Here is a 12,605-nt window from a genome sequence, read left to right on the forward strand (position 1 = left end):
CGGTCAGCACGGTTCCTGAAAATGAGAAAACCCCTGGAGTAAGGCCAGGGGTTTTCTCGTCGGCGCGGCCTGTTCAGTGCTGGCCGCCTTGTTGGCCTCCCGATCCGCCGGAGCGGTTGCCTCCGGTTTGTTGGCCGGGATTGCGCTGGCGATCTTCCTGCTGGCGCTGCTGGCCTTGTCCCTGCTTGCCGGATTGTTGTCCCATATCGTTCCGCTGTTGACGGCCCGACTGTTTGTTCTTGTTGGGCATGACGCTCTCCTGTCCACGTCCCCTGTCTGGACGCATCAGCAAAATGCCCGAAAATCGTTTTTTGTTCCGGACATCGCGCAGATTCGCAGGGGCTGCGGTCAGAAGACCTATGCCGAGACTGATTAAATGGAACCTGCAAGCTCTTTCGCGACGCGGATTATAGAGTATCAGTCGGCGAAGCGGATATCCTCGGTCCGTTCGCCGCTCGCCAGCCTGTCGCGCAAGTCGCGCTTCAGAATCTTGCCGCTGGCATTTCGCGGCAGACTTTTCTGGAAGTGAACCTTCTTGGGCGCCTTGAAGGCGGACAGATGGCATGCACAATGCGCCAGAATATCGGTCTCGCTGACGTCGAACCCATCCCTGACCACGATCACCGCGGTCACTGCCTCAATCCACTTCGGGTCAGGCACGCCGATCACCGCGGCTTCCGACACTGCCGGGTGAAGATAGAGCGCCTCTTCCACTTCGCGTGACGACACGTTTTCTCCGCCGGATTTTATCATGTCCTTCTTGCGGTCGACGACAGTAATGTAGCCGTCTTCATCCATCCGGGCGAGGTCGCCGCTGTGGAACCAGCCCCCCGCGAACGCTTCCGCCGTGCGTTCGGGATCATTCCAATAGCCCATGAGCAATTGCGGCGAACGATGCACGATCTCTCCGGTCTCGCCGGCCGGCACGTCCTTCATCTCATCGTCGACGATACGCGTCTCGACATTCAGTGTGGGCCGCCCGGCCGACCCGAGGTGTTGATCGTGTTCTTCCGGGAGCAGCACGGTCGCCAATGGGGCGATTTCCGTTTGCCCGTAGAGATTCCAAAGCCGAAGGGCGGGCAACCAAGCGCGCAGCTCGCGCAGGATTTCCACCGGCATGATGGAGGCGCCGTAATAACCTTTGGCGAGGTGAGGGAGGTCGCCCTCGGCTCGTTCCGGCGCGCGCAACAGCGAAATCCACACCGTGGGCGGCGCGAAGAAGGAGGTTGCGTCATGCCGCCGGAGCAGCTTCAGGATGTTTTCGGCGCTGGGTCTGCCGGTGATGATGTTGGTGGCGCCCACCTGAAGGGCGGGGCCGAACATGTTATCAAGCTGAGCGCAGTGGAAGAGCGGCATCGAATGAAGCGCCACGGTGTCTACCGTCCATTCGCAATCGACGATAACGCTCTGATATTGCCAGAGAACCGAATTGTGGGAGAGCATTGCTCCCTTCGGTCTGGATTCGGTGCCGCTTGTATAGATGATCTGCAGCAAATCATCACCGCCACGCGTTTCCATCACGGCAGCGCTGTCGCAGAAGAACGTCGCCCAGGACGGCAGCTCGTCCGGCGGGGAGTCAATTTCACCGGGAATGCCCAGCAGCCGTTCCAGCGAAGGCGAAAGCGCGTTGCGCGCCACATCGATCGTGGATCGATCCACGAACAGGAAACGCGCGCCGGAATGTTCCAGGATATAGCGCACGTCAGAAGGGTTCAGCATGAAGTTTATCGGCACGAGCACTGCGTCCGCCCGCGCGATCGCGAAACGCAGCGCCAAGAAGGCGTGGCTGTTGCGGGCAAGAAGCGCGATGCGATCGCCGGGGCTTATTCCCGAAGTCCTCAATCCGGCCGCCAGACGATCAACCATCTGATCGAACTGCGCATAGCTCCACTTGACGTCCCCGCAGATGATCGCCGTTTTGTCGCCGTGTCGCCTTGCGGAGCGTCGCAGGATGGCGGAGAGGGATTGCAGCCGCGCATGCGCAATCCCTTTTTCGTTCGTCTCAACAGCATCGATACGAACTGAAGAATTATCAGGCATCCTGTGATCTCTCAGGTACTTTGTATTTATCTCGGAAAATCCCGCTGAACGGCCTGCGGTCCCAGGCCGTTCAGGCCACGGCGGCCGTCCCTTCGGTTCCGCCCGCGATCATGTCTTCCATCTTCCGAAACAGGTTCGACTGCCGATCCATAAGGGCGAGGATCATCGAGAAGTGATTGCTTCCCCGATCGACATAGCTTTCCACCAGCAGGCCGCGTTCCGCCGCCGCCGCCGCCAATTGCTCATTGGCCAGGTGCGTCAGGGGCGGCTCGTCCTCTCCACGCGCCAGAAGGATCGGGTCAACAAGGTCGTCGGTCCGCGAAATGGGGGACAATGCCTCCACCTCTTCTTCCTTGATGCCAAGGTAATCCCAGCCTTCGGAAAGGTATAAAGGCGTTGCGTCGAACACGCCATTCAGCAGCATCCCTCCGGCAAAGATGCTGCGCGGCAGGCCGAAGTCCCGCCAGTCGGTCGTCAGCAGATAAGCGCTGATATAGGCGCCTGCCGACCCCCCTGTGACGTAGATGCGTTCCCGGTCGATGCCCAGCTCCTGCGCGTTCTCGTATATCCATTTGGCCGCGTTCTGCGTGGCGGCCAGGAGTTCCGAGAACCGTGCGCCGGGCGCGAGCGGATAACCAACCGAGATATAGGCGATGCCCGCCGCGTTGAACGTCGGCGCGGCGAAGGCCATGTCTTCCTTGCTGAGGAGACTGAAGCCTCCACCATGAAACATGACAAGGGCTGGAGCGCCGTTGGGGACCCCTTGGGCATAAAGGTCCAGCTCGCCACGATCATGATCGGCATAGCGGAAGGTTTTGGGCGGGTTATGCCGCCGCGCGGCTTCGTTGTGCTTGCCGTAATCGCTCACCAGCTCCATCCAGTTCGGAATGGTGATCTTCGGATCGAGCGCGTCCCAGATCTCGGAGATCTTGTAGCCCATGTAGTCTTCAGCCTGGCCGATGCGGGCGTCCTGCGTTGGCATTTATCGTCTCCTCCAGCTCGGAGCGGTGTTCCTGTTCAATAAGCGAGCGGTGGCTGCAGCACTCCACGATCGACCACTGTCCGATTGTCGAGAGTGATCGTGCAGCCTCTCATCGGAATGTCGAAATGGCCGAGCGTGTGACGGCCCGCTGCTTCGTTCGCCCCCGTGGACAGCAGGAAATTCCCGGCAAAGGCGCGCAGTTCGGCGCCGTTTACATCAGCCCTGTCATACATGATGAGCGAGTCCCATCGGGCGCCGGGGGTCATGCCCCAGCCCAGGTGCGAAATCGCATAAGCTTCGCGGTCTCCCCAGGCGGAAAAATAGGAGCGCATCAGCTCGGCGTCGATCGAGTCCCCTTCGATCTCGATGATATAGTCGTCCTTGACCGTAAGGCTGACAGGGTTCTCCAGATATCTCTTGAACGTAAGGTTGATGTCGCCCCGGTTGAGCACGACGCGTCCGTTCACCGTCCCGGAGTTGGGATAGAACGCGATTAAGGCGCCAGGCGCGGAGCCGACGTTGTGAGGCGGCGCAGCATTTCCCCATCCGCCGATCGGCTGTGCTCCGTCGATGCGAACGGTAAGATCGGTTCCTGCGTCCGATGTGACCCGCATCACGTCTGCATGGGCAAGCATTTCCGCGCCTGCGATCACCCGCGCCTGCCAACGGGGGTCATAGCGGATGCGTTCGAACACTTCGGGATGTTCATTGCTCACGCTTAGAAGACGGGCGCCGCCGGCGAGGATGCGGGGCAACTCTGGCGTATGGAGCAGCATTTCGATTGTCATGTCGATGACCACGTCAGCGCTGGCAAGCGCCTGCAAGGCCGCCTCCTGCCCCCGCAGAGCATCCGTCGCCCCGGTTGAACGGATGACGACGTCCACCGATTGGCGAGGCGTGGGGATGATGACATGGAATGGCCGTGCACCGATCTGATGCAGAGCTAGCTCCGCGAGTTCCACGTTCTGTTTGCGAGACAACGTTTCTGAAAGGATCGCCACGGACTCACCCGCAGAAATCTCGCTGGCTTTGAAAAGATTGACGAAAGTCTCGATCCACTTGCCCTCGATACGATTTGGAAGCATCGTAGTTCTCCTTCCACTATAGTAGATAACGCCTGCCGCGGATCGGCAACCCGCTGAGCGCCAAAGCTGAACGCTCCGTGCAATCGCACCGCCGGCCTGTTTTCACGTGGCGGCGGCTCGCATGGCGTCAGGGCGCCGGCCGCCCTTGAAAGCGGCGCGGCGCGAATGATAACGAGGCTCACACCAGCGGCGCGAGACGCTCCTCGCTGCCGACCAGGGCCTTGCCGTAGAGTTCATATCCGAACATCTCGGTGGTCATGCCATGGCTGGTGGCGACATTCACGTCGCGCCACATGCGCTGCAGCGGATTGACCTGAGCAAACGTCGACGTACCATGCGCCTGGGTCAGGATATGCACGGATTCTCGCAGCAGCAGACCGGCATAACCGATCGCCGCCCGCAGGCGCGTCCGGTTGGTATAGTCGATCTGATAACCTTGCGTGGCAGCATAATCCACTTCCCGCACCGTGTCGGCGGAGATGAGACGGGCCGTTGTGAACTTGATGGCAGCTTCGGCGACCTGGATCTGAAAGCCCGGAGAGTCGGTTTGGGCCTTATAGATGCTGTATTGGATCGACCGCTTCGGCGCTTTGCTCAACACATAGTCCAGCGCCGCCTGCGTGACCCCCAGCGAGGTTGCCAGAAGACCTATCTCGACAGCGGGGCCATAAGTGACTTTCGATAGCCGGTCATTTCGAAAAGGTGTGGCCGGATTGCCCGTCAGCGCTTCCTCGATGGACAGGACGCGGTGATCGGGGACGAAATAGTCTTCCAGGTGCAAGGTATTGCTCGCGGTTCCCCGCATGCCCACGACATTCCAGGTCTGCTCAAGCCTTCCGTCCCGAACGGGCACCAGGGCCAGCCTGACCACGGGAGCCGAGGGGTTCGCCATGAAGTGCAGCATCGCCCAGCCGGCATGTTCCACGCCTGAAAGGTAACTCCAGCTGCCTGTCAGGCGATATCCGCCGCCGGACCGTTCGACCTTGCTGGCCCTGCTTTGCGAAGCACATGCTCCGACGTTCGGGTTATCGCCCCAAGCCTCTTTCTGAGCCTGTTCGCTGAACAGGCTCAGCATCATGGACGATCCCGAAACGATCTGGTTCATCCAGGCCGTCGATCCGCAGCCGCGCCCCAGCGCCGCGCCGATCGCCAGCTGTGCCTGTAGCGATTGTTCCTCGCCCCCATAGCGTTTGGGCACGAGCAGCCGGATAAAGCCCGCGTCAACGAGGCGGTCAAACGTGTCGGGTAAGACGTGGCCGGTGCGGTCCACCTCGTCGGCACGAGCCTCCAGCAGCGGCACGAGCGCCTCGGCGGCTGCGACCATCTCCAGGGCTCTGTCATCCAGCCCCTCCAGCAAGGGATTCTTCCCCCAGTCGATACCACCATGAGGCTGGTTCTCTACATTCAGCGCTTGTACTGCTTGCATTTCTGGACTCCGACAATCGCGCGTTTTTCTGGTCTGCATTCTCGCGGGGGACCTTTGCGCCAAGCCTCCGGCGAATATTGGAGAGGGCATGCGAATGCCCCATCAGGTCACGTGGTATCCCCCATCGACATCGATAAGAGATCCGGTCATGAAGCTGCCCGCCACAGGTGACAGTAACAGGAGAGCGGCGCCCAACAACTCTTCCGGCGCCGCGATGCGCTTTATGAGATGCGCCTCCATCACCATTTCGCGAGCCCCTTCGATCATGGCGGCTGCCTTGTTAAATTGCGGTGTGTCTGTTCCGCCAGGTGAAATGGCGTTGACGCGAATGCCGCATCCGGCCAGTTCAAGCGCCCATAGCTTCGTCAGATAATTGAGGCCGGCCTTCGTCGCGCCGTAAAACCCTTCGCCCAAAGTGGCCTTGCGGCTGCCTGCAGTCGACACGTTCAGAACGGCTGCTCCCGGTCTTTGCGAAAGGTGAGGGAGAGCAGCCTGCGCCAGCAACCATGGGGTGAAAAGATTCAATTCCGCCATTCGCCGCATATCCGTCAGCGATGTGCTTTCCAGCGTACCCAGAAGGTTTACACCGGCATTGTTAACAAGAAAGTCGATGCCGCCGAAGGTCGAAACCGCGCGCTCGACGATCTCCTGTGCGGCACCTTCTGCGGTAAGGTCGATCGAAATCCACGCGGTGTTCGGCCCCAGGGTTTCGGCGGCCCGCCGAAGCAAAGCTTCGCGGCGGGCCACCAACAAGACCTTGGCGCCGTTTTCGACCAAGGCTGCCGCTATCGCATAACCGATCCCTTCGCTGGCGCCGCTGACGATCGCTACTTTGCCGGAGAAACCTTCCATGCGAATTGCCACTCGCCCATCCTTCTTCAGAAGCGATATCCGAGCGTCACGCCATAAGTTACCGGCATGCCGGCCGTCCGCGCGACGGTGTCCAGGATATGAGAGACGTTCACCCAATAATATTTATTGGTGATGTTCCGTCCCCAGATCTGCGCCTGCCATTTATCCCACTCGATACCGGCCCGCAGATCGATCAAAGTATAGGCGGGAAGGGCAAATTCCGGACGTTCACCGAACGCGGCATTGCTTTTGCCGCGATAGCTTACCGATCCGCCAACGAATGCCTTCGTCGTAGCGGAAACCGGGAAATCATACTCGGCGTCGCTTACGATTTGCCATTTGGGCGTGTTCGGAAAGGGTTCTCCGACGAAGGTTACCACGTTTCCGTAGGGGTCGAGCGGGATCGCCGGATCTTTCTGAACCCGCGAATTGACGTAGCTGACGCCGGCTTGAATGCGCAGACCTTCAATCGGCCTCGCCGTCATCTCGATTTCGCCGCCCCACACGCGCGACTTGGGAATATTCACCAATTTCGGCAGGTTCTGGAAAACCGGGTAATTAGCGACGCCGAGAAGCTGCTTGTCCTTGTAATCGTAATAATAGGCAGCCGCGGAAATGTCGACGACACGGTCGAACGAGTGTTTGATGCCCACCTCGTACGACATGATAGATTCTTGCTTTATTGGGTCAAATTCAGAGGCGAGCACGCCGGGAGCAGTCGCGAAATTGCCGGCCTTGTAGCCTTTTACGGCGCTGGCGTAGAGGAGGGTGTCCGGGTCCGGTTTCCAGTTCAGACTGACGCGCCAGGCAACGTTGTTTTCCTTAAGGCGCTTGAGCACCTTCTCGGGTTTGAAGGTGGTGTCGTTCATGGTCAGACACCCATCCGGCCCGACCGTCGACGGACTGCCCGACAGCAGCTCCGAAAGTCCGAGGAAGCCCTGTCCGACAGTGCCTGTTCCGTTAGGACCGACCGGCGCATCCATGATGCAGCCCACGAAATGGCGGTCGTGGTGAGTGTAGCGGATCGACCCCTGCAGCGTGAGCTGGTCGGTGATATTGTAGTCAAGGCTTCCGAATACGGCCTTGAACGTCGGCTGTTGATTGAAGATATAAGTGGACTCGTCCTGATAGACGGGCCCGGTGGGCGTCGGCAGAACGCCGTTCGTGGCATCGTTGACCAAAACCGTCGGGAATTGGTTTGCGATGTCGCGTTGATAGTTCCCGCCCAACATCCATTTCAACGGCCCCGCCGTGCCGGCCAGACGAAGTTCCTGAGAGAAAGAGGTGAGCAGGGCGTCGCGCACGACGTTTTCGAAGTTGGTGAAGGCGACCCCGTCCGGGTCGAACGGCGAATGCGCCACGAGCTTGGAGTAAGCCGTCACTGACGTAAGCGTTACAGCATCCGAGATGCGCCAATCGCCGCGCAGCGAGATCAGATAGAAGGTGTTGTCCTGATGCCCGGTGCCCGGCGTCCAGTCTGCCTCGCGAGCATTGCGCAAGGTCGTAGGGGCCGTGGATAGCGCGTCGTAGATGAACTGGGTGAAAGGGTTCGCCGGTGCGAGTGGTGCGAACTGCTGGAATTGCCCGGCCTGAACCTCGGAATTGTCCTGCCAGCCGCTGACGTTCAGAACGAAGCTCAAGGTGTCGGTCGGCGTCCAATCAAGCAACAGACGCGCATTGTAGAACTCTTTCTTGCCGAAGCGATCGTTCGGACGGGTGACGCTTTGTTGCCAGCCGTCCGCAAATTCGCCGCGCACGGCGACGCGGGCGCGCAACGTGCTTGTGATTGGGCCGCTTATAAAGCCCTCGGCGTCCACACTATTGAATCGCCCGTAGCTCACGCTGGCCCCGGCGGACAAATCCTGGGTCGGCTTGGCAGCAACATAGTTGATCGCGCCGCCGGTCGAGTTTTGGCCAAAGAGCGTGCCTTGCGGGCCTTTCAGCACCTCAACCCGCTCAAGGTCGAGCGCCGCGCCGCGTGTAAGTATCGGATAAGGCAAGGGCACTTGATCGATGTAGGTGGTGACCGTGGGGCCAGCACCGAAAGAGCCGTCCTGAAATCCCACGCCGCGGATCGTGAAGACGGGGGTGCCGTAGTTGGACTCCTGGTAGGTGAAACCCGGCACCACTTTCGTTAGCTGAGAGGTCTGTGAGATACCTTGCTTGAGCAACTGGCTACCCGAAGCGGCCGTAACCGATAGCGGGACGTCCAGAAGCCGCTCTGAGCGCTTCTGCGCGGTGACAATGATCTCGCCTCCGCCAGCGGTTCCAGTTGAAACATTCGAGGCCGCCTGATCCTGCGCCGCAGCTTGGGCGCTTGTGAAACCTAAAGCCGATCCGGCGAGCAGAATATGTATAACGCTTCTTTTGGAAAACAGTGTCATAACTTCTTCCCCTTTGCCAACCGCCGGCTTTTCCCTCGCGACGTATGACTGCAAAATCAGAAACCATTTTCCTCAGGCGATCTCTACACGATCCGCGCAGCCTGTCGCTCGAGAGCGCAATAAAGGTGCGGTTCGGCGCAGACAGCGCTTTCATCCGATATCCGCAGGTGGCTTGGTGGTTAGCGCAGTGGAGGCACAGTCCCCACCGATGCAAATAATTTGCAGTATTAGTGCGATCATTGCAAAAATGAGTTAAACGCTGCGCTGAAGTGGAGGCATGATGTGCAAATGCGATGCGCCAGCCCCCGCTGGGGCGCGTGCTGCTTAAACAAGTGCCAGAGGAGAGTGCAATGGGCGAACAATCGCTCATGATGATGAACTTCTTGCCGCCTCCGCGACAGGCGACGTTTGTTACCTGTGATCTCGATGAGAGTGCGCATTACTGCACGGTCGGAAGCTTTCACACGCTTCGCCCGCTCAAGGCCAATCCGGAAGTGGATATGGCCGTCTGGCGATGCTCTCTCCAGCAGACCAATATCGATCTTGTGAGCTTCACTTGCGGCAGCGAGTTCTGGATCGATCGGAAAAGCGACGTCGACAGTTACATGTTCCAGTTTCCGCTCAGCGGGGTCTGCAGCATCGAAGATAAAGGTTTGACGGCGATTGCCGCACCGGGACAATTATTCGTCCTGAATCCGCGGCAGCGAGCCTTGAAGCGTTGGAGCGGGCACTGTTCGCAAGTTATGTTGCAGGCGGATCGGGGCACGCTCGAACGCGTCCTCGCCGCGGAACTCGGCCATGAATGCGGAGAACCGCTGGTGTTCGAGTCATCCGTTCAAGATAATGCGGTCGCGCAGGCGCTCAGCGCCGTCACCCAATCGGTCTGGCGCGATTTCATGCAGAATGCGGCGCTCGATCAATGGCGCATCGTCCGCTCCTTCGAACGCAACCTCCTAGTGGCGTTCCTGGGCGCTCTGCGACACAATTATAGCGAGGAACTGAACTCTCCCGCCACGCCAGCTGCGCCTTATTACGTCAAGCGGGCAGAAGACTTCATCCGCGCGAACCTGCGCGGCAGAATCGAAATCGAAGATCTCGTCGCGGTCGCGGGGGTGAGTTCACGATCTCTTTATTACGGATTTCGGCGTTGGCGCGGCACGACGCCGATGAACTACCTGCGCCAGGTCCGTCTGAACGTGGCGCATGAGGAACTGAAACGAGCGCGGGACACCGGTAACAATGTCACTCGCATCGCTTTGGGGGTTGGTTACGATCATCTCAGCCGATTTTCGAAGGATTATAAGGAACGCTTCGGACAGAGTCCGTCAGCCACGATGCTGCTTACCAACTGATCGCGACTTTTCCGGCTTCACTTGCGGCATTGTTCCAAGGCTTGCGCTACCGCGCTCGCCAGGGCTAGCCTTCCGCTTTATCTGATCGAACAGGATAGGATCGCCGCCTGCATAGCCCTGCGGGGCATGGCCGGCCGCAAAAGGGAGCGGGAAATGTCATCGATTTCGCCAAAGCGGCTTTTCGTCGGGGTGCGTCGGGCAGGAGAGAGGGCGCAATGATCGGCGTGGGAGAGGCCGCCGCAGCCGAGATAGCTTCTCGGGTTGAAAAGTTCGTCCGCGATATTGTCGTGCCTTATGAGAAGGACGCCAGGCGCGATCACCATAACGCGCCGACCGACGAACTAATTCAGGAGTTGAGGGACAAGGCGCGAGCGGCAGGCGTACTGACTCCGCACATCCTGCCCGATGGGCGGCACTTGTCCCAGCGGGAGACCGCTATCGTTCTGCGCATGACCGGTCTCTCGCCCCTGGGGCCTCTCGCTTGCAACACCAATGCGCCGGATGAGGGCAACATGTTCCTGCTCGGCCGCGTGGGCAGTCCGGAGATCAAGGAGCGTTTCCTGAAACCCCTTGTCGCGGGGAAAGCGCGTTCGGCCTTCTTCATGACTGAGCCGGCGGAGGAAAACGGCGCCGGGTCCGACCCGTCGATGATGAGGACCACGGCCGCTCGTGACGGGAGTCATTGGGTCATCAATGGGCGCAAGGCATTCATAACCGGCGCGCACGGCGCCGCCATCGGCATCGTCATGGCCAAATCGGAAGACGGCGCCTGCATGTTCCTGGTCGACCTGCCTGATCCGGCGATCCGGATCGAGCGGGTGCCGAACACGATCGACAATTCGATGCCGGGCGGGCACGCGGTCATCACGATTGATAACCTGCGGGTTCCGTCCGACCAGATGCTGGGCCGCAGCGGGGAGGGCTTCACTTACGCCCAGGTGCGGCTCAGCCCCGCACGTCTTTCGCACTGCATGCGCTGGCTTGGGGCTTGCCAGCGGGCGCACGAGATCGCCACGGATTACGCCAACCGGCGTCACGCCTTCGGCAAGCCGCTTATCGATCACGAAGGGGTCGGCTTTATGCTGGCTGACAATCTGCTCGATCTCAAGCAGTCCGAACTCATGATCGACTGGTGCGCGGACGTGCTTGATTCCGGCTCGCTCGGCACTGCCGAAAGCTCGATGGCGAAAGTCGCGGTGTCAGAAGCTTTGATGCGCGTGGCCGACCGCTGCGTGCAGGTCATGGGCGGCACGGGCGTGACGGATGATACGATCGTGGAGCAGGTCTTCCGCGAAATCCGCGCGTTCCGCATCTATGACGGGCCGACCGAGGTGCATAAATGGTCGCTGGCGAAGAAGATCAAGCGCGATTGGAAGGCTGCACATCCATGACAGCTCCATCGCAGGCATCCAGCGCCGGCACTACCGCCGTTCGGGAGGGGCATGTTTTCGACGACGCGGCGCTCGCGCGTTGGATGGAGGCAAACGTCGCCGGCTATTCCGGCCCGCTGACGGTCGAGCAATTCAGGGGCGGTCAGTCCAACCCGACATACAAATTGATAACGCCCCGTGCCAGTTACGTCCTGCGGCGAAAACCGCCAGGCCATATCCTGCAAGGCGCACACGCGGTGGAGCGGGAGGCGCGAGTGCTTTCCGCCCTGGCGGATACCGGCGTGCCGGTCCCTTACGTCCACGGGCTGTGCACGGACGATGCCGTGATCGGCACCTGGTTCTTCGTGATGGAGATGGTGGAAGGCCGCAATTTCTGGGATGCCACTTTCCCCGAGGTGAGCCGGGAAAATCGGCCCCGCCACTTCGATGCCATGAATGAGACCATAGCGCGGCTTCACAAGGTGGATTTCAACGCCGTCGGGCTGGGGGACTATGGCCGGTCCGGCAATTATTTCGGTCGCCAGATCCGGCGCTGGTCAAAGCAATATCTTGAGGATGTAGAGGCGGGCCGCGATCCCGACATGGATCGCCTGATCGAATGGCTGCCCGCCAATATCCCCGATGATGACGAGACGGCGATCGTTCACGGAGACTTTCGCTGCGACAACATGATTTTTCATCCCACGGAGCCAAGAGTGGCGGCTGTCTTGGATTGGGAATTGTCCACGCTGGGACATCCTCTCGCCGATTTTGCGAACCATGCGATGATGTACCGGATGCCGCCGGAAATCGTCGCCGGGCTCGCTGGGGCGGACCTCGCGGCGCTTAACATTCCGTCCGAGGCCGAATATATCGCTGCTTATTGCGCCCGCACCGATCGAGTCTCGATCCCGGATTACGGTTTCTACATCGCTTTCAATTTTTTCCGGCTGGCCGCCATATTTCATGGCATAAAAGGGCGGGTCATTCGCGGCACGGCCGCTTCGGCTCATGCCCGGGAGAGGGCAAAGGTTTTTCCCCGGCTGGCCCGGCTGGCGTGCGAAAGCGTCGACGCGATAAAGTGAAGGCTGGCCGCGAGCGCAGGCCGCTGATC

General features: G+C 60.0%; 10 protein-coding genes. 4 read left to right on the top strand and 6 right to left on the bottom strand.

Annotated elements, in window-relative coordinates; translation table 11 throughout:
- Positions 1 to 76: 76 nt before the first annotated feature.
- On the top strand, positions 77 to 376 hold the full coding sequence (locus V7D69_RS05395; RefSeq protein WP_333605266.1) for a hypothetical protein: 300 nt from the start codon (positions 77 to 79) through the stop codon (positions 374 to 376).
- A 41-nt stretch (positions 377 to 417) separates the two neighbouring features.
- Here V7D69_RS05395 and V7D69_RS05400 read toward each other — a convergent pair whose 3' ends face one another.
- The 6 genes from V7D69_RS05400 to V7D69_RS05425 all read right to left on the bottom strand — a co-directional run bounded on the left by V7D69_RS05400 (position 418) and on the right by V7D69_RS05425 (position 8,769).
- Positions 418 to 2,040: a fatty acyl-CoA synthetase gene (locus V7D69_RS05400; protein ID WP_333605267.1), complete on the bottom strand. Its 1,623-nt coding sequence runs from the start codon at positions 2,038 to 2,040 to the stop codon at positions 418 to 420.
- Positions 2,041 to 2,110: 70 nt separating this feature from the next.
- A complete protein-coding gene (locus tag V7D69_RS05405; protein ID WP_333605268.1) occupies positions 2,111 to 3,022 on the bottom strand; it encodes an alpha/beta hydrolase in 912 nt (303 codons plus the stop codon).
- 35 nt (positions 3,023 to 3,057) lie between these two features.
- The gene (locus V7D69_RS05410) at positions 3,058 to 4,107 is read right to left on the bottom strand and encodes a hypothetical protein (RefSeq protein ID WP_333605269.1); all 1,050 of its coding nucleotides are present in this window, start codon (positions 4,105 to 4,107) and stop codon (positions 3,058 to 3,060) included.
- Between the two features lie 178 nt (positions 4,108 to 4,285).
- Positions 4,286 to 5,533 carry an acyl-CoA dehydrogenase family protein gene (locus V7D69_RS05415; protein ID WP_333605270.1) on the bottom strand — a complete coding sequence of 416 codons (1,248 nt, stop codon included), beginning with the start codon at positions 5,531 to 5,533 and terminating at the stop codon, positions 4,286 to 4,288.
- Positions 5,534 to 5,635: 102 nt separating this feature from the next.
- Positions 5,636 to 6,397: an SDR family NAD(P)-dependent oxidoreductase gene (locus V7D69_RS05420; RefSeq protein WP_324064746.1), complete on the bottom strand. Its 762-nt coding sequence runs from the start codon at positions 6,395 to 6,397 to the stop codon at positions 5,636 to 5,638.
- 14 nt (positions 6,398 to 6,411) lie between these two features.
- Positions 6,412 to 8,769 carry a TonB-dependent receptor gene (locus V7D69_RS05425; protein ID WP_333605271.1) on the bottom strand — a complete coding sequence of 786 codons (2,358 nt, stop codon included), beginning with the start codon at positions 8,767 to 8,769 and terminating at the stop codon, positions 6,412 to 6,414.
- Positions 8,770 to 9,119: 350 nt separating this feature from the next.
- On the opposite strand from V7D69_RS05425, the gene V7D69_RS05430 reads away from it, so the two are divergent.
- From V7D69_RS05430 to V7D69_RS05440, 3 genes are all read left to right on the top strand, one after another.
- A complete protein-coding gene (locus V7D69_RS05430; RefSeq protein WP_324064748.1) occupies positions 9,120 to 10,121 on the top strand; it encodes an AraC family transcriptional regulator in 1,002 nt (333 codons plus the stop codon).
- A 215-nt stretch (positions 10,122 to 10,336) separates the two neighbouring features.
- The gene (locus V7D69_RS05435) at positions 10,337 to 11,512 is read left to right on the top strand and encodes an acyl-CoA dehydrogenase family protein (RefSeq protein ID WP_333605272.1); all 1,176 of its coding nucleotides are present in this window, start codon (positions 10,337 to 10,339) and stop codon (positions 11,510 to 11,512) included.
- Positions 11,509 to 12,576: a phosphotransferase gene (locus V7D69_RS05440; protein ID WP_333605273.1), complete on the top strand. Its 1,068-nt coding sequence runs from the start codon at positions 11,509 to 11,511 to the stop codon at positions 12,574 to 12,576. The genes V7D69_RS05435 and V7D69_RS05440 overlap by 4 nt, the downstream gene beginning before the upstream one ends.
- Positions 12,577 to 12,605 lie beyond the last annotated feature (29 nt).

This window comes from Novosphingobium sp., assembly GCF_036733805.1.
In the GTDB taxonomy this organism is placed as follows: domain Bacteria; phylum Pseudomonadota; class Alphaproteobacteria; order Sphingomonadales; family Sphingomonadaceae; genus Novosphingobium.

Bases quoted from the DNA above. Each gene is read 5' to 3' on its own strand.
- V7D69_RS05400 (WP_333605267.1), bottom strand. From the start codon at position 2,040: ATGCCTGATAATTCTTCAGTTCGTATCGATGCTGTTGAGACGAACGAA.
- V7D69_RS05405 (WP_333605268.1), bottom strand. From the start codon at position 3,022: ATGCCAACGCAGGACGCCCGCATCGGCCAGGCTGAAGACTACATGGGC.
- V7D69_RS05410 (WP_333605269.1), bottom strand. From the start codon at position 4,107: ATGCTTCCAAATCGTATCGAGGGCAAGTGGATCGAGACTTTCGTCAAT.
- V7D69_RS05415 (WP_333605270.1), bottom strand. From the start codon at position 5,533: ATGCAAGCAGTACAAGCGCTGAATGTAGAGAACCAGCCTCATGGTGGT.
- V7D69_RS05425 (WP_333605271.1), bottom strand. From the start codon at position 8,769: ATGACACTGTTTTCCAAAAGAAGCGTTATACATATTCTGCTCGCCGGA.
- V7D69_RS05430 (WP_324064748.1), top strand. From the start codon at position 9,120: ATGGGCGAACAATCGCTCATGATGATGAACTTCTTGCCGCCTCCGCGA.
- V7D69_RS05435 (WP_333605272.1), top strand. From the start codon at position 10,337: ATGATCGGCGTGGGAGAGGCCGCCGCAGCCGAGATAGCTTCTCGGGTT.
- V7D69_RS05440 (WP_333605273.1), top strand. From the start codon at position 11,509: ATGACAGCTCCATCGCAGGCATCCAGCGCCGGCACTACCGCCGTTCGG.